Below are 17,234 nucleotides of genomic sequence, written 5' to 3'. Positions count from 1 at the left end.
CCACTACGCTCGCCGCACTCAGGCCGGACTTTTTCTGGTGGCGTCCAGCAGGCCCGCCAAGCTGGCAGCCTTGGGCTTCACCATCCAGAACTTGCCTACGTAGTCGTCAAAATTATCGAGAATATGCTGCCCCCAGGCGGACCCGGTCTCGGCGACAAATTCAATGATGTTGCTGCGCAGGTGGCTGCGATAAGCTTCCAGCGCTTCAGAATTAATGCGGCAGATTTCCACCAGCTCTTTGTTGTATTTATCAACAAAGCGGCAGTCTTCATCCAGCACATAGGCGAAACCACCGGTCATGCCCGCACCGAAGTTCACGCCGGTATTGCCAAGCACCGTGATATTACCGCCGGTCATATATTCACAGCAGTGGTCACCGGCACCTTCAATCACCGCGCTGGCGCCTGAGTTCCGCACACCAAAACGCTCGCCGGCCGTACCCGCCGCAAACAATCTACCGCCAGTCGCACCGTACAGACAGGTGTTACCGATAATAGAGGTTTCCTGACTCTTGAAGCTGCTGCCCTTGGGCGGATAGATCACCAGCTTACCGCCGGCCATACCCTTGCCCACATAATCGTTGGCATCACCTTCCAGATACATATGCAGACCGCCGGCGTTCCACACACCAAAGCTTTGTCCTGCCGTACCGGTCAGGTTCAGTTTAATTGGCGCCGCTTCCATATCGAGGTTGCCGTGACGCTTGGCAATTTCACCAGAGAGTCGCGCACCCAATGAACGGTCGCAGTTATTGACCACAAAACTGAATTCGCCGCCGGACTTAGCATCGATAGCGGGCAGTACATCCGCCAGAATTTTCTTGGCTTTCTCGCCCTTATCAAAGGGTTCGTTCAAGGCCACCTGACAGAACTCAGGCTGATCTTTAGCTGCCGGGTCTTTGTAAAGAATCGGCGACAGATCCAGCGCTTGATGCTTGTCGGTTTTGCCCTGATTTTGTTGCAGCAAATCAGTGCGGCCAATCAGCTCTTCAATGGTGCGCACACCAATGCTGGCCATCCATTCACGGGTTTCCATCGCCAAGAAGGTGAAGAAATTCATCACCATTTCTACCGTGCCAATGAAGTGCTCATCACGCAGACGGTCATCCTGAGTTGCCACACCCGTTGCACAGTTATTCAGGTGACAAATACGCAGGTATTTACAGCCCAATGCAACCATCGGCGTGGTGCCAAAACCAAAGCTCTCGGCACCCAAAATAGCCGCTTTAACCACGTCTAGGCCGGTTTTCAAACCACCATCTGTCTGTACGCGAACCATGCCACGCAGACCATTGCCACGCAGAGTTTGCTGAGCTTCAGACAGACCCAGCTCCCACGGCGAACCCGCATAGCGGATTGAGGTCAATGGGCTAGCAGCGGTACCACCGTCATAACCAGAAATGGTAATCAGGTCGGCATAGGCCTTAGCCACACCGGCGGCAATGGTGCCAACACCGGGCTCAGAAACCAGTTTGACCGACACTAGGGCATCTGGATTAACTTCTTTCAAGTCAAAAATCAGCTGCGCCAAGTCTTCGATCGAATAGATATCGTGGTGCGGAGGCGGTGAAATCAGAGTGACACCGGGCACAGAGTAACGCAGGCGCGCAATCAGTGAGTTCACCTTGCCGCCGGGCAGCTGACCACCTTCACCGGGCTTAGCACCCTGAGCAACTTTAATCTGCAGTACTTCGGCATTCACCAGATAATGCGGGGTGACACCGAAACGACCAGAGGCAATCTGTTTGATTTTGGAAACGCGCTCAGTGCCGTAACGGGCGGGGTCTTCACCGCCTTCACCGGAGTTAGAGCGTGCGCCCAAGCGGTTCATGGCCGTTGCCAATGCTTCGTGGGCCTCGGGGCTCAAAGCACCCAAAGACATACCCGCCGAGTCAAAGCGCTTTAGAATCGCTTCAATGGGCTCCACTTCATCAACCGAAATGGGCTTGGCATCGGGATGCAAATCCAGCAGGTCACGCAGCGTCGCAACCGGACGATCGTTAACCAGCTTGGCGTATTTTTTCCACTGAGCGTAGTCGCCAGTTTTAACCGCTTGCTGCAGTTGCATAACTACATCGGGGTTAAAGGCGTGGTATTCCTTGCCGTGTACGTATTTCAGCAGGCCGCCTTGATCCAAGGCTTTACGCGGTAACCAAGCGAGAGTTGCCAGCGCTTCCTGATCGCGTTGCAGACCTTCAAAACCGACACCGGCGATACGGCTAGCAACACCTTTAAAGCACAGCTCAACCACCTCGTTATCCAAACCGATAGCTTCAAACAACTGCGCACCACGGTATGAAGAAATGGAGGAAATGCCCATTTTGGACATAATTTTCAGCAGGCCTTTGTTGATGCCTTTGGTGTAATTGCTGAAAACCTGCTGCTCTTCGCCAAGAATTTCTCCGTCGGCCAACATATCGCGCAATACCGCAAACGACATGTAGGGGTAAACGGCGGTGGCACCAAAGCCATACAAGCAAGCGAACTGGTGTGAATCTCGCGCGCTACCGCTTTCCACAACAAGGTTGGCACTGCAACGCAGCCCTTTGTGAATCAAGTGATGGTGAACCGCACCGGTTGCCAGCAGGCTGTGAATCGCCAACAGGCCGGGCTCAAGATTGCGATCGCTGAGCACCAGAATGACTTTGCCATCGCGCACGGCTTGTTCAGCTGCTGCAGTCACGGCTTCAACCGCTTGCTTCAGTGAAGTCTTCGCGGGATCGTAAACCAGATCGATTTGCTGAATAGGATAGCGCTCAGACTTCACCGCCATCAGACGGTTAAATTTATCTGGCGACAGCACTGGGCTGGTTAGAATCAATCGATCTGCGTGCTCGGCAGTTTGCTCAAACACATTCTGTTCGGCACCGAGCAGAGTTTCCAAACTCATCACGATCGCTTCGCGCAGCGGATCGATGGGCGGGTTAGTTACCTGCGCAAATTTCTGACGGAAGTAATCGTAGAGCGAACGCTGAGTCGCAGACAGTACCGCCATTGGCGTGTCATCACCCATTGAGCCCACGGCTTCATTGCCGCTTTCGCCCAGTGGAGCGAGTACTTGCTCACGCTCTTCAAAGCTCACTTGGAAGTATTTTTGGTAAGCCTTGAGCTGCTCACTTTCTGGCAGCGCGGGCAATTCACCGGGTACCAGTTGGTCCTCTAGGCGATTCGCATTTTCACGCAGCCATTTTTTGTACGGGTGCGCGGTTTTCAGGCGCTCGTCGACATCTTTGGAATGCAGCACTTCGCCGGTTTCAGTATCAACCACCAGAATTTGACCGGGGCCGATACGACCCTTGGCAATAACCTGATCTGGCTGGTAGCTATAGGTACCAATTTCCGAAGCGACGGTGATAAAACCGTCTTTGGTGGTCACCCAGCGTGAAGGACGCAGACCGTTACGGTCCAGCATACACACCGCGTAACGACCATCGGTCATTACCAAACCGGCAGGGCCATCCCAAGGCTCCATATGCATGGAGTTGTATTCGTAGAATGCCTTGAGATCGGCATCCATATGCTCAATGTTTTGCCAAGCTGGCGGCACCAGCATGCGCACCGCACGGAACAGCTCCATACCACCGGCAATCAGCAGTTCCAGCATATTGTCGAGGCTAGAAGAGTCAGAACCAACGCGGTTAACCAACGGCGCCAACTCATCAACGTTCGGCAATAGTGCGCTGGTAAAGTTAGAGGTACGCGCATCGGCCCAGTTGCGGTTGCCTTCAACGGTGTTGATTTCACCGTTGTGGGCCAGCATCCGGAATGGCTGCGCCAGCGGCCAGCGCGGCATGGTGTTGGTAGAGAAGCGTTGGTGGAATACCGCAATCGCCGTTTCCAGCGCAGGATTGCCCAAGTCTTTGTAGAACTTTGGCAGATCTACCGGCATCACCAGCCCTTTATAGGCCAGCACTTCTGAAGACAAGCTACAGATATAAAAATCAGGATCGCCAGAAACAGCCAGCTCCGCCTTGCGACGGATCACAAACATCTGCGTGGCCAGCTCTTGTCGAGTCATACCCTCAACATTGATAAACAGCTGTTCAATGCGCGGCAGCGTGCTCAGTGCGATTTCGCCACAGACCGATGGATCAACCGGCACTTCGCGCCAGCCCACCGATTGCAGGCCGTTGCTATCAACCACCTGCGCCATGGTATCGCGGGTTTGCTGAGCAATAGCCTCATCTTGACTCATAAAGACCTGAGCCACGGCGTAAGTCTCAGACAGCTCAACGCCAAGTTCCGCTTTAGCGATCTGACGCAGGAATCCATCGGGCTTTTTCAGCAATAAACCGCAACCATCGCCTGTTTTTCCATCCGCGGCGATACCCCCACGGTGAGTCATGCAGGTCAGTGATTCAATGGCAGTCTGCAGCAACTTGTGGCTCGCCTCGCCCTCTACGTGGGCAATAAGGCCGAAACCGCAGTTGTCGCGCACATCCTCAGGTCTGTACAGGCCTGTACTCATATAACGACTCTCAAAAAAACTACAAGAAAAACAAGCAGATAAACTAAATATGGTGATCGGCCACGTCGGCGTAGCCGAAAAAAGGAGTGACATTCTACACGCTAGCGGCCATGGCGACAAACTCACCGCTTTTTAGGCCCAAGCTGCCCGGCTTTAGCGCAGTTTGAACCTTAGCGAATTTAGGGCGCAACCCCAGCAGTACGCAAAACGGCAACAACATCCTGCTCTGGCGCATCACTTGTCACAACAGCCTCACCCAAGCCCCTTAGTAACACTAGGCGCAGGCGGCCATCAATTACCTTTTTGTCCCGCCCCATGAGTAGCAAGAATTGCTCCACATTCATGTTTTTGGGCGGTTCGACCGGCAAATTACAGCTCGACAAGAGGCTTGTCGCGCGCTCAACCAAAGACGCATCAATCCAACCCAGCCGACAGGACAATTGCAGAGCAAGCACCATGCCTGTAGCGACTGCCTCGCCATGTAGCCAGCTGCCGTAACCTTCTGCAGTTTCGATGGCGTGGCCAAAGGTATGTCCCAAATTCAAAATCGCCCGGCGACCGGATTCCAATTCATCCTCTGCAACTACCTCGGCCTTGTTTTGGCAGGAGCGATAAACCGCCTCGGCAAGCACCTCGCCATCGCGGGCCATCAATTTTTCTGCATTGGCCTCCAGCCAATCAAAAAACGGCGCATCGCAGATTAATCCGTATTTTATAACTTCGGCCACCCCCGCCGCATACTCACGCTCGGGCAAGGTATCCAGCAAACTCAAATCCGCCAACACGCATTGCGGCTGATGAAAGGCGCCAATCATATTTTTGCCCAGCGGATGATTCACCCCAGTTTTACCACCAACGGAGGAGTCCACCATCGACAACAGCGTGGTTGGAATTTGAATGAAATCGACACCGCGCTGATAGCTGGCCGCCGCAAAACCGCACATATCACCAACGACACCGCCACCCAGAGCAATCAAGGTGGTTTTGCGATTGTGGTTCGCCTCGAGCAAATCAGTAAATATCTGATTTAAGGTCTCTAGGGTTTTGTACTGCTCACCGTCAGGCAAGATCGTTTCGCAAACCTCTTTTTGCTCAAGTTGCTGCCGAATTTGAGCCAAATACAAGGGCGCTATGGTCTCATTAGTAACAACGGCAGCTTGTTTACCGGCAATTTCAGATACCCAAAGCTCGGCTTGAGCCAGCAGATTACGGCCAATAAAGATAGGATAGCTACGCTCCCCCAGAGCAACATCTAGGCGCTTCATATAGTTTCCAGAAGAGAGATAATTAAAAGATGGGGAGCAGTATATCAGCAGTAACCCAGCTCTCGCAGCTGGGCAACAATATTCTGAACAACCAAGCGCGGGCTGTTCTCATCAGTTTGCAGCGTTAAATCGGCCACTTGCACGTAGAGCGGTTCGCGTTCAGCCATCAGCTTACGCAGGGTTTCTTCGGGATTACCCTTTTGCAGCAAGGGTCGTTTGCGGTCTTTGGCCGTACGGCGAATCTGCTCTTCAACCGTGGTGCACAAATAAATCACCACACCTCGATTAGACATTAAGCTGCGGTTTTCGTCGCGAATGACCGCGCCACCACCGGTAGCAATCACCGCACGGGGGCCGCTACCCAATTCATCTAGCATGGCGGACTCACGATCGCGAAAGCCCTGTTCGCCTTCCATATCAAAAATCCAGGGGATATCCACCCCGCTGCGATCTTCAACTTCGCGGTCCACATCGTAAAAAGGCAGAGATAAACTCTCTGCCAACATCCGTCCTATTGTGGTCTTGCCGGCCCCCATGGGGCCGACCAGATAAAACGAGCCTATACTTTTTTGCACTCGAAAGCCTTAATCCACCAAGTTATCGGCAAGAATACGTGGCGTAATGAAAATGAGCGTTTCCTGTTTTTCGCGGGTCACACTGGTGCGTTTGAACAGACGACCAAGCAGCGGAATATCGCCAAAGAAAGGCACTTTCGCTTCGGACTCAATATCACTCTGATCGTAAATACCGCCCAGCACAACCGTCTCACCGTTATTCACTAACACGCGAGTTTGCAACTCCGTGGTATCGATGCTGGGTACTGAGCCGCCGGTACCAGTATCAATAACCAATTCACCAATAGTGTCTTGGTTGATGACCAAATCCATAATCACTCGATCATCCGGGGTAATGCTTGGCGTTACATCCAGCTTCAGTACGGCATCCTTAAACACAATCTCAACGGAACCAGAGCCATTAGCGCCAGAGCTCGATTTCGGATAAGGAATCTGAGTACCTGATTTAATGGTGGCCTGTTGCTTATCTCCGGTCACAATACGGGGCTGCGACACAACTTCACCACGACCTTTCGACTCCAGCGCTGAAAGCTCAAGATTCAGCAGTACATCAGGTCCAATAAAGCCCAGCGCAAAGCTACCCGCCGGTGCGGTTACGCCCAAATCTGAAACCAGACCCGGTGAGGCATTTTGAATTCCGCCCCCTGAGGCAATAACCTGCTGGGTGATTTGATCAGAGAAAAGCTCACCGTTGGCGGTGTAGGTTTTTCCATTTTTGTTTCGGCCGTACGCGCCCCCCCAACGCACGCCTAGAGCACGATCGAAGTCTGAGGTTGCACGCACAATACGCGCCTCGATTTGCACTTGGCGTACTGGCACATCAATTAGCGCCACTAGGCGGCGGAATTCTTCCAGTCGCTCTGCGGTTTCGGTAATCAGCAGCGAGTTAGTTCTGGCATCAACAATTACGGTACCGCGTGGCGACAAAATACTAGAGGTTGTATTTCTATCATTCGAGCCACCGCCCGACTGACCGCCATTACCCAATTGCCCACCCTGAAACAGCTTGAACAGCTCTGCCGCATCAGCATAACGAATTTTAATATACTCGGTTTGCAGCGGGGCCAACTCTTCAACTTGCTTTTGCGCCTCAATTTGTTGACGCTCACGCTCCGCAATCTCAGCCGCAGGCGCCACCATCAACACATTGCCCACTTGGCGCTTGTCTAAACCCTTGGTTTTCAGCACCAAAGCCAACGCCTGATCCCAAGGCACATTGTCCAAGCGCAAAGTGATGCTACCGGTTACCGTATCACTGGCGACCAAGTTCAGCTCGGTGAAGTCTGCAATTAACTGCAGCACTGAGCGCACTTCAATATCTTGGAAATTAAGAGACAGCTTGTCGCCGACAAACTCAAATTCTTTACGACGCTCTTTAACTTCTTGTTGGGTCAGCGGCTTCACGCTCACCACATATTCGTTATCAGCTTGATAAGCCAGATAGTCGTATTCACCCGTTGTTTCCAGGGCAATCTGGGCGCCGCGATCACCTTGAGTCGCGGTCAGCAATTTAACTGGCGTGGCAAAATCCACCACGTCAAAACGGCGCTGCAGGCTTGCAGGCAGACTGACACCGTCAAAGCTCAGCTTGATTTTGCTGCCTTCCACTTGAACATCGATATCGGCCTTGGGGTCGGCCAATTTAACAACCAATTTACCTTCGCCGAGTTCGCCACGACGGAAGTCCAAATCGGCAATCTGGTTGCCCGATTGCAAAGCCGGACGAGATGCCATGGCCTCAACCACATCCATCTGAGTCTTTTTCAGATAGGGTTTTCCGCCTTGGCCACCAACCGTTACCACCAATTCATTGCCAACAACTTTAGTCTCGTAGGGCGCAAGGTTGATCAAGTTCAACACCACCCGGGTGCGATCTTGCCCGCCGAGAATCACCGCGCTGCTGGCATTGTCGTAGGCCAGAGGAAACTTCTTCTGGGTCAGGCGATTATCCGTCCCCACCAAGTCCAGCGCGATCCGCGCCGGGCGCTCAATGGTGTAGCCCTTCACTTCGGGCGCCGCACCTTCAAAACGAAACCGAGCCTCAAACTCGCCACCCTGTAAGGCGTTAAACTGCGCATCAACCAAGGTCGTTGCGGATGCCATTACCGAGAACAGCAAAGCAGAAACCGCCACCATCAGCCGCCCAAACCGGGCCGCGCTGAATGCAGCACCGCGTCGCGACAGACCGAGCATATTTTTCGGCTTATTCATTGAAATCTCCGCTTTCATATTCTATTTACCCGTCGCCAATTCGAGACTACGCGGTCTTTCTACCCATCCGTCTCCGCCATTGGAGACAATCTCCAATACGGAAATATAATTTTCACCAATTTCGATAATCTTGCCGTGATTACGGCCGAGATAATTACTCACCCGCACCCGGTGAATACCGCGATCCGGATCTGAAACCAGCGCCCAGCGCTCGCCTTTACGGTTAATGGTGCCAACCATTTTCAGCGAATCAATCGAGAAACTTTCGAGGAACTCTTTTTCACGCTTATCGTCCGGCTTAACCGACTGCGAAGCTTGAATGCGCTCGATTTCTTTAACATCGACTGGCCGTGAAAACGGACTGCGCAAACCCGACGCGGAATAAGTAAATGCGCGATAGGCTTGCAAAGCTGGCACCGGTGGAATTTGACCACTGGGCTTGGCGCGAGTCTCTTCAAAGAAAGTATCTAGATCACTGTATTTATTGCCACCGCCACAGGAAATCAAGGCAGCAGATGCGAGAATAATCAGCCAAGGTGAGCGTTTCATTTACCGCCCTCCGAATCTTTGTAGCGATAGGTTTTGGCCAGAATATCCATATTCAACTGCTCTGAACCCTTTTTCCCTTCGATGGTGTAGTTATGCAGCGTGACGATACGCGGCAGACTGGCTATACCGCTCACAAACGCCGCCAAATCGTGGTAACTACCGCTGACTTTAATGGCTATCGGCAGTTCGATATAAAACTCTTTTGCGGTTTCTGCCTGCAACTTTATGCTGTTGATTGCCAAGCCGTTACTCACGGCTTTTTCGGTGATATCTTCAAGCAAACCCGGCACTTCAGTATCGGCGGGAAGCTGCCCCAGCAAAATACCGAAAGATTGCTCCATCTCCTGCATCTGCTTCTTCAAGGGATCCAACTTAGCCGCTTTGAACGCTTTGCGCTCAAAATCTTGTTTGAGCTGATACTCTTTTTCATGCGCTTGGGCTAGGTTCAGCCGCAAGTCCGCAATCAAATAAAAATAGGCGCCAGCCAAGACCAAAATAAAAGCCAGCAACCAGACCGCGCCGCGAACCAGCACCGGCCAAGCACCAATATTATTTATATCGAGCTCGTTGAGGTCGTAGCGCTTTAACTCGTCAATCCAATCCTTCCAAGGCATCACAGCAGCTCCCTTTATTTATCTTCATCGGGCGCGGGCGCGCTGATGCTGTAGGAAAGTTTAAAGGAGCTGGCCTGATCACCCAGAATATCGGCCGCTTTTACGTCGGCCAGATTGGGGTTATCAAACCACGGTGAGGTATCCAGTTTTCTCATCAGACTTGAAATCCGGTTATTGGACTCCGCCACCCCTTCCGCATTAATGCGCTTATCTGAGCGATCAATTCTGGTGTAGAACAGGCCATCGGGCAGAGTCCGCACCATTTCATCAAACACCCGCACAATCAGCGGGCGCTCGCCCTGCAGACTTTGAATGATGCTCATTCGATCCAACAGCTGCTGCCGGCGTTGCTCAAGATCCTTAATTTCAGCCACTTCGCGATTGATCACTTCAATATGCTGCTGAATATAAGCATTTCTGGCTTCCTGACTGCTAATAGCCGAGTTGTAAGCGCTCATCACAATCAGCGCGATTACCGCACCCAGCACCACTACAGCACCTAAGATGACCAGAAATTCCGTTTTAATCTGCTGGCGCCGTTCCTCGCGCCAAGGTAATAAGTTAATTGTGGCCATTAACTAAAGCTCCTCATGGCCAAGCCGCAGGCCAACAACATGGACGGGGCATCATTCGCCAAGCGCGCAGCATCCACTTTCGAAGAAACCGCCATATTGGCAAAAGGATTTGCCACAACCGTAGTCACCCCAAGCCGCTCCTCGACCAATTCTGGCAAGCCCTGCATTGACGCCACGCCACCAGCCAACAAGATGAAATCAACGGCGCTGTACTGGCTAGCGGAGAAAAAGAATTGCAATGAGCGTGAAATTTGCTGAATTGCCGCTTCTTTAAAGGGCATTAGCACTTCGGTATCGTAATCATCAGAAAGACCGCCTTGCTTCTTGGCCAAACCGGCTTCTTCAAAGCTGAGGCCGTAGCGGCGTTGAATTTCATCGGTTAATTGACGGCCGCCAAAAACCTGATCGCGGGTATAAATTGTTTCACCATCAACAATTACGCTCAGCGCCGTCATACTAGAACCGATATCAACAACGGCAACCACTGCGTTTTCATCCCAGCCCTGCTGCTCGGCAATCAGGCCGAAGCTGCGCTCAATCGCATAGGCTTCAACGTCGACCACTTTTGGTTCTAGTCCGGCAATCTCCAGCGCTTCGACGCGAGAATCAACATTGTCGCGACGACAGGCAACCAGCAACACCTCATTGGTTTCCTCGCTATCACCATCTGGGCCCAGCACTTCAAAATCCAGCGCCACTTCGTCGAGGGGGTAAGGAATATACTGGTCCGCTTCCAGCGCGATCTGCGCCTCCATGCTGGTGTCATCCATATCCGCCGGCATGTGCAGAATCTTGGTAATGACCGCCGACCCCGGCACCGCAACAGCAACGCGGGGGGTCGCCGAGCGCGAGCGGGCGTGGACCGCTTTGACAATCTCGCCCACCGCCTCAACCTCGGCCAAGTTTTTCTCAACCACTGCCTGAGGAGGCAAAGACATCACCGCGTAACTTTCTACACGGTACTTGTCACCATTACGGCTCAGTTCCAGCATTTTCACTGCACTTGAGCTGATATCGACGCCAATCAGGCTATTCCTTGATTTGCGACTACCTAGCAAGCCATCGAACACTTTGAGTTTTTCCTATTAACGTCTTGGACTTAGGGCGCACTTTACATTAAAGAAATTAAATACCACGGAATCGCATTCCGCAAATAGTTCTAAAAAAATATAGCCGATAACTTCACAGATTTCGGTATCCTATGGGCCTATTTTTGCAAGTTTGCAATCAAAATAGCACAGCAAACTAAAAACAGGACGCTCATGCTCAATCGATTCGCCTTTCTCCGCCCCTTACTTCTGATCGGCGCCCTTGCTGTTGCCGGGCTTGTCATGATCACAGCGGCAGCCTTTCTCTACATTGATCCGCAACTTCCCAAGGCCGAAGCCCTGCGCGACGTCGAACTGCAAACCCCACTGCGCATTTACAGCAAAGACGGCCAGCTCATTGGTGAGTTTGGCGAAAAACGCCGTACCCCCATCAGCATTCAGGAAGTCCCTGAACTTGCCATCAAGGCCTTTCTGGCTGCGGAAGATGACCGCTTTTTCCAACACCGAGGCGTTGATCCCGCAGGCTTATTGCGCGCCGCACTACAACTTATTACCAGCGGCGACATTAAATCCGGCGGCTCCACCATCACCATGCAGGTGGCAAAAAACTACTTCCTGACCCGCGACAAAACCTTTACCCGCAAATTTACCGAGATTTTTCTGGCCATCGAAATCGAGCGCCGCCTAAGCAAAGGTGACATTCTCGAACTCTACCTGAATAAAATCTTTCTCGGTCACCACGCCTATGGTATTGAAGCTGCTGCATATGTGTATTACGGAAAACCGATAAAAGAACTAAATTTGGCTCAAATTGCCATGATTGCCGGCCTACCTAAAGCACCTTCAGCTTACAACCCCATTGCCAACCCCAGCCGCGCTCGCGTGCGCCGCAACTGGATTCTGGGCCGTATGCTGGAACTGGACTATATTGACGACCAGCAATATCAAGCCGCCCTCCACGAACCCATTACAGCCCGCGCCCACGGCGCCAAACTCGATCTCAATGCGGCTTATGTTGCCGAAATGATCCGCATTGAGATGCTGCGGCGTTACGGCCAAAGCGCCTACGAAGAAGGCTTTACGGTTATCACCAGCATCGACAGCAAGCTGCAAAAAACCGCTCAGCAGGCCGTTCTGGACGGCGTTACCGAATACGATTTGCGCCACGGTTACCGGGGCCCCGAGCAGCAATGGCCCCTCCCGGAAACCCTAGACGAAGAATCGGTTATTGATTTTCGCAGCCGCCTGAATGCCATCGGCCCCATCGGCCCGTGGCTGCCAGCACTGATCATCAGCAACACAGAAAAAACCGCCACGGCGCTGCTGGCTGGCGGGGAACACATTACCCTAGACTGGGAACACAGCTTTGAGGGGATGGATCGCTACATCAGCGAAGACCGCGTTAGCTACAAAGCTAAAAACACCGAGGAATTGGTCAAGCCCGGCGACGTTGTACGCCTGCGTCGTCACCCCAGCGCCAATGAGCAATGGCGTTTATCACAACTCCCCGAAGTACAAGGCGCGCTGATTTCACTAAATGCCGACAACGGCGCCATTCTGAGCTTGGTGGGCGGTTACGACTACGAAAAAAGCTCCTTTAACCGCGCGACGCAAGCGGCTCGCCAGCCCGGCTCCAACTTCAAACCCTTCATCTACACCGCGGGATTGGACAACGGATTTACCCCCGCCAGCATCATCAACGACGCCCCCATTGTCTTTGAGGATGAAAAACTCGGCGGCACCTGGCGTCCAGATAATGATAGCGGCACGTTTAGCGGCCCAATGCGGCTGAGAAAAGCCCTGTACCTGTCACGAAACCTTGTTTCCATCCGTTTACTGCAACAATTGGGTATTCGCACCGCCATTGATTATGTCGGACGCTTTGGTTTCGACAGCAGTCAATTACCGCTAGATTTATCCCTAGCGCTGGGCAGCCACTCCCTCTCGATGATCGACATCGTTACCGGCTATGCCACTTTTGCCAACGGCGGCTACAAGGTCAAACCCTGGGTGATGGACCGCATTATCGATCGCAATGGCAATACCCTCTATCGCGCCAATCCAGCACAAGTCTGTGATCACTGTGATGCACTGGCAAATAACGAGCAGGAATTTGTTCCCGCCCACCTTGAGATGGAAAGCCTTGATGACCTGCTAAATAGCGAGGAAGAAGAACTGCTCAGCCTGAATCAAGCTCCACGCATTCTCAGTGAACAAACCACATTTTTAATCGACAGCATGCTGCAAGACGTGGTTCGCAAGGGCACTGGCCGCAAAGCACTGGCACTGAATCGCAGCGACGCCGCCGGCAAAACAGGTACCACTAACGGCCCGACAGACGCGTGGTTTTCTGGCTACAGCAGTGGCGTAGTCACCTCCACGTGGGCCGGCTTTGATGACAATAAAAAGTTGGGGCGCCGCGAATACGGCGGCTCAGTGGCGCTGCCAATCTGGATTGACTACATGAAAGTCGCTCTCGAAGGCCGCACAGAGCGCCACCTGCCGCAACCTCAGGGAGTCGTCTCGGTCAAAATCGACCCGGACAATGGCAAGCTGGCTTCTCCAGGCCAAAGCAATGCCATCTTTGAATATTTCAAAACTGAAAATGCGCCAGAAGCTCAGTCCAGATCCGGGAACTACCCAGGTCAAGAAAGCCAAGAGAGCCCCTACGATATTTTCTAAGGGCTCTATTTCCTAGAGGATTAGAGCGCCTCTAGCGCCTCGGCCAAATTATGCACCGCGATAACACTCATTCCTGCATCAGCAGCTGAGGATCGCGGCGCATTGCCCGCCGGCACAATGGCACGTTTGAAGCCGTGCTTGCGCGCCTCTTGAATACGCTCTTGCCCGCTGGGAACGGGGCGAATCTCGCCAGACAAACCCACTTCGCCAAACACCACCAAATCTTCCGGTAGCGGCTGATTGCGAAAACTGGATACCAAGGCAAACAGCAGCGCCAAATCCGCCCCGGTTTCCAGCACTTTCACGCCACCGACCACGTTCACAAACACATCTTGATCGCCCAACTGCAAACCGCCATGACGGTGCAATACCGCCAACAACATCGCCAAACGATTCTGCTCCAAACCCACCGCCACCCGGCGCGGATTACCAAAACCCGACTCATCAACCAGCGCTTGAATCTCTACCAAAAGCGGACGCGTCCCCTCCCAAACCACCATAACCACGCTGCCGGCAGCAATTTCTTCACCCCGATTCAGGAAGATAGCGGAAGGGTTTTTAACCTCCTTCAGCCCCTGCTCAGTCATCGCAAACACGCCCAGTTCATTCACTGCGCCAAAGCGATTCTTATGGCCACGCAATGTGCGGTAACGGCTGTCACTGGAGCCCTCCAGCATGATTGAGCAGTCAATAATATGTTCCAGCACTTTAGGCCCGGCCAAGCTGCCATCCTTGGTGACATGCCCCACCATCAACAACACCGTGCCGGTCTGCTTGGCAAATCGCGTCAGCGCTGCCGCACATTCACGCACCTGCGACACACTGCCCGGCGCCGAGCTAATATGGTCGCTATGCATCACTTGGATCGAATCCAGCACCAACACTTTGGGCTTTAGCTTGTCCAACTGCACCAGCAACTGCTCAACACTGGTTTCGGCATAGAGTTTCAGCGCATCTGCCTTCAACCCCAAGCGACTGGCGCGCATAGCGATTTGCTGTAAGGACTCTTCCCCGGTGACATATAGGCAATCGTTGCGCTCCGCCAAACGACACAAAATCTGTAATAACAAGGTGCTTTTACCCGCACCGGGATGACCACCCAACAGAATTGCCGAACCCGGCACCAAGCCGCCGCCCAACACCCGATCAAACTCATCAAATCCGCTGGCGATGCGCGGCAACTCCTCAAGCACCACCTCAGATAGCGCAAGAACGCCGCCGCCATTAGCCCCGGCATAACCACTTCGATTACCACTGGCCGCCACCCGTGACGGCGCCCCCAGGCGCACCTCAGACAGCGTATTCCAAGCACCGCAATCCTGACATTGCCCCTGCCACTTATTGTGGTCAGAACCACAGTCCACACAGACATAAGCCGTTTTGGCTTTGGCCATTAATGGTTTCTCCCTTCTCCGAATTCGGGCTGACAGGCAGCGCCGCTTCCCCGTACAATGAAAGGCGTTATTAGAGCATGAATCGATGTCGACTCCACTACCCGAACGCAGCCTTACCGTCTCGCCCAGCCTCGCCGCCACCATCGGCTTGGATGCCGCGCTGCTGTATCAATTACTCAGCGAATGGCGCCAGTTTTTAAGCGCTCACGAACAGGCGGGACAACGCTGGTATCTGATCGACAAGCAGCAATTGAGCGAGCAATTACCGTTTTGGACATGGGCAGAAATTGAGCAGCCGCTGCGCAAGCTACACGATCTAGGCTTGCTGGTCCTCGGCAGTGCACTTACGCCTAACAGTCGCAATTTCCGCTTTGCGCTAAGCGCAGAAACCCCCACAGCACAGACAGAACGGGCGATATCGCAAACAAAATCATCACCTGCCAGAGTGACACAAGTCACCCAAGCCAGCCCCCGACGAGACGCGCTGACTTTAGGCCAGCAACAAATCTCCGCGCAATGGCGCCCCAGCCAAGGCACCATCGACTTTCTAAAAAACATCAATCAACTCACCGATGATTTTATAGAAGAACTGGTACCCCTCTTTATTGCCCACTACCAAGAAAGCGGCGAAGCCAAATCCTCTTGGGAAGCGGTCTTTATGAGTTTTGCCAAACGCCGCTGGGAAAAGCAGCAGCGCTGGGAGATCGAGCAAAACAGTCAGCGCGGCATTAATAAAGAATGGCAACCCAGCCGTGACGCTTGGGAAATTTTATTACGCGAAGGCATCAGCCGCTCCTTTATTGAGGATGCCATTCCCGAATTTATTTTGTACTGGGGCGAACGCGGCACCGTGGATAGCAATTGGAATTCACGCTTTCTGCAACACATACGCCTGCAGTGGTCGCGCTTCAAACAAAGTGTAGACCGCGAAGACGAATACACCACCCTGCCCCGCGACTGGCAACCCAGCCCGGAAGTGTTTGATATTCTGCGAATGGCCTGTATCGATGCCAACTTTGCCCGTGACCAAGTGCGCGAGTTTATGTTGTACTGGCGCGACAGCGGCCAAGCCCAGCGCTCGTGGAACACCAAATTTCTGCAGCATGTAAAATACCGCTGGGCCAATAACCACCACTTTGGACAAAGCGATGCGCGACAGCAAGGATCTACTGGAACAAGCCCGGCAACAACTGAATTCATCGCCAAGCACACCGACCGAAGCTGGGCAGAGGGGCTCTGAACCAGAGGCTTCTGAGCAAGCCTCTAAGAGCCCAGATCGCAACGCGGTTATCGACGCGATCAACCAGATGTTTGCCGAGTTTGAACTGGTCTACCACAACCAGTACCACAAGGCGTATTCCACGGCAGAAAAACTCGGTTACGCAAAAAAACTCTGGTTTAACAACCTCTGCGATGTCGATCCAAAACGTATTCTGGACGCCAGCCACCGCGCTATTCGTGAATCCGAATACCTGCCCACTATTCGCGGCATTTTAAAATACTGCGAGCCGGATGATACAGAGCTGGGGCTACCAGACAGCCATAGCGCGTATTTAGAAGCCTGCCGTGCACCGTCACCCAAGGCGAAATACGACTGGTCACACCCTGCCGTGTACCACGCCGGCAAAGCCTGCGACTGGTTTTTCCTCGCCAATTCCAGCGAGGCCAATGCCTACCCGCTATTTCGTCGTCATTACGACGAACTATGCCAACGCCTGCGTCGCGGCGAGCAACTACCCGCACCAACTCACATGGCACTACCCAAAGAAATTCACCAACCACTAGACCCCGAACAACAAAAAGAAAAACTCAGAGAAATGCGCCGCAAGCTAAATATTTGATGTTCCCCAAAT

The 17,234-nt window shown here is 53.0% G+C and carries 12 protein-coding genes; 3 read left to right on the top strand and 9 right to left on the bottom strand.

The features are described 5' to 3' along the window. Nucleotides 1-18: 18 nt before the first annotated feature. From gltB to IB286_RS03050, 8 genes are all read right to left on the bottom strand, one after another. Nucleotides 19-4,467 (bottom strand): glutamate synthase large subunit, encoded by a 4,449-nt coding sequence (gene gltB / locus IB286_RS03085; protein ID WP_190762299.1) that lies wholly within the window; start codon nucleotides 4,465-4,467, stop codon nucleotides 19-21. A 179-nt stretch (nucleotides 4,468-4,646) separates the two neighbouring features. Then, nucleotides 4,647-5,732, bottom strand: a complete 1,086-nt coding sequence (gene aroB / locus IB286_RS03080) for a 3-dehydroquinate synthase (RefSeq protein WP_190762298.1) — start codon at nucleotides 5,730-5,732, stop codon at nucleotides 4,647-4,649. 44 nt (nucleotides 5,733-5,776) lie between these two features. Beyond that, nucleotides 5,777-6,307 (bottom strand): shikimate kinase AroK, encoded by a 531-nt coding sequence (aroK, locus tag IB286_RS03075; protein ID WP_317889685.1) that lies wholly within the window; start codon nucleotides 6,305-6,307, stop codon nucleotides 5,777-5,779. 9 nt (nucleotides 6,308-6,316) lie between these two features. Continuing rightward, entirely contained in the window at nucleotides 6,317-8,518 is a 2,202-nt protein-coding gene (gene pilQ / locus IB286_RS03070; RefSeq protein WP_317889684.1) for a type IV pilus secretin PilQ family protein, read from the bottom strand. 21 nt (nucleotides 8,519-8,539) lie between these two features. Beyond that, the gene (locus IB286_RS03065) at nucleotides 8,540-9,067 is read right to left on the bottom strand and encodes a pilus assembly protein PilP (RefSeq protein WP_190762297.1); all 528 of its coding nucleotides are present in this window, start codon (nucleotides 9,065-9,067) and stop codon (nucleotides 8,540-8,542) included. Next, nucleotides 9,064-9,681, bottom strand: a complete 618-nt coding sequence (gene pilO / locus IB286_RS03060; protein WP_190762296.1) for a type IV pilus inner membrane component PilO — start codon at nucleotides 9,679-9,681, stop codon at nucleotides 9,064-9,066. Before pilO ends, IB286_RS03065 begins: the two co-directional genes overlap by 4 nt. Before the next feature lie 14 nt (nucleotides 9,682-9,695). Further along, nucleotides 9,696-10,256: a PilN domain-containing protein gene (locus IB286_RS03055; protein ID WP_190762295.1), complete on the bottom strand. Its 561-nt coding sequence runs from the start codon at nucleotides 10,254-10,256 to the stop codon at nucleotides 9,696-9,698. Continuing rightward, a complete protein-coding gene (locus IB286_RS03050) occupies nucleotides 10,256-11,326 on the bottom strand; it encodes a pilus assembly protein PilM (RefSeq protein WP_190762294.1) in 1,071 nt (356 codons plus the stop codon). Before IB286_RS03050 ends, IB286_RS03055 begins: the two co-directional genes overlap by 1 nt. Nucleotides 11,327-11,518: 192 nt before the next feature. On the opposite strand from IB286_RS03050, the gene IB286_RS03045 reads away from it, so the two are divergent. After that, the gene (locus tag IB286_RS03045; protein ID WP_190762292.1) at nucleotides 11,519-13,987 is read left to right on the top strand and encodes a penicillin-binding protein 1A; all 2,469 of its coding nucleotides are present in this window, start codon (nucleotides 11,519-11,521) and stop codon (nucleotides 13,985-13,987) included. A 20-nt stretch (nucleotides 13,988-14,007) separates the two neighbouring features. Here IB286_RS03045 and radA read toward each other — a convergent pair whose 3' ends face one another. Continuing rightward, a complete protein-coding gene (gene radA, locus IB286_RS03040; RefSeq protein ID WP_190762290.1) occupies nucleotides 14,008-15,381 on the bottom strand; it encodes a DNA repair protein RadA in 1,374 nt (457 codons plus the stop codon). An 85-nt stretch (nucleotides 15,382-15,466) separates the two neighbouring features. On the opposite strand from radA, the gene IB286_RS03035 reads away from it, so the two are divergent. Both IB286_RS03035 and IB286_RS03030 read left to right on the top strand, forming a co-directional pair. After that, complete coding sequence (locus IB286_RS03035; protein ID WP_190762288.1) at nucleotides 15,467-16,621, top strand: DnaT-like ssDNA-binding domain-containing protein; 1,155 nt, start codon at nucleotides 15,467-15,469, stop codon at nucleotides 16,619-16,621. Beyond that, nucleotides 16,530-17,222: a replication protein P gene (locus IB286_RS03030; protein WP_223826053.1), complete on the top strand. Its 693-nt coding sequence runs from the start codon at nucleotides 16,530-16,532 to the stop codon at nucleotides 17,220-17,222. The genes IB286_RS03035 and IB286_RS03030 overlap by 92 nt, the downstream gene beginning before the upstream one ends. Nucleotides 17,223-17,234: the final 12 nt, after the last annotated feature.

The sequence above is a fragment of the Spongiibacter pelagi genome (assembly GCF_014705705.1).
Classification (GTDB): domain Bacteria; phylum Pseudomonadota; class Gammaproteobacteria; order Pseudomonadales; family Spongiibacteraceae; genus Spongiibacter; species Spongiibacter pelagi.
Note: the sequence above shows the minus strand (reverse complement) of the source record. Positions and strands in the feature narration are given on the sequence as shown.

Excerpts from the sequence above, each read along its gene's own strand:
- IB286_RS03045 (WP_190762292.1), top strand. The coding sequence starts at position 11,519 with ATGCTCAATCGATTCGCCTTTCTCCGCCCCTTACTTCTGATCGGCGCC.
- IB286_RS03065 (WP_190762297.1), bottom strand. The coding sequence starts at position 9,067 with ATGAAACGCTCACCTTGGCTGATTATTCTCGCATCTGCTGCCTTGATT.
- pilQ (WP_317889684.1), bottom strand. The coding sequence starts at position 8,518 with ATGAATAAGCCGAAAAATATGCTCGGTCTGTCGCGACGCGGTGCTGCA.
- pilO (WP_190762296.1), bottom strand. The coding sequence starts at position 9,681 with ATGCCTTGGAAGGATTGGATTGACGAGTTAAAGCGCTACGACCTCAAC.
- IB286_RS03030 (WP_223826053.1), top strand. The coding sequence starts at position 16,530 with ATGCGCGACAGCAAGGATCTACTGGAACAAGCCCGGCAACAACTGAAT.
- gltB (WP_190762299.1), bottom strand. The coding sequence starts at position 4,467 with ATGAGTACAGGCCTGTACAGACCTGAGGATGTGCGCGACAACTGCGGT.
- IB286_RS03055 (WP_190762295.1), bottom strand. The coding sequence starts at position 10,256 with ATGGCCACAATTAACTTATTACCTTGGCGCGAGGAACGGCGCCAGCAG.
- aroB (WP_190762298.1), bottom strand. The coding sequence starts at position 5,732 with ATGAAGCGCCTAGATGTTGCTCTGGGGGAGCGTAGCTATCCTATCTTT.
- radA (WP_190762290.1), bottom strand. The coding sequence starts at position 15,381 with ATGGCCAAAGCCAAAACGGCTTATGTCTGTGTGGACTGTGGTTCTGAC.
- IB286_RS03035 (WP_190762288.1), top strand. The coding sequence starts at position 15,467 with ATGTCGACTCCACTACCCGAACGCAGCCTTACCGTCTCGCCCAGCCTC.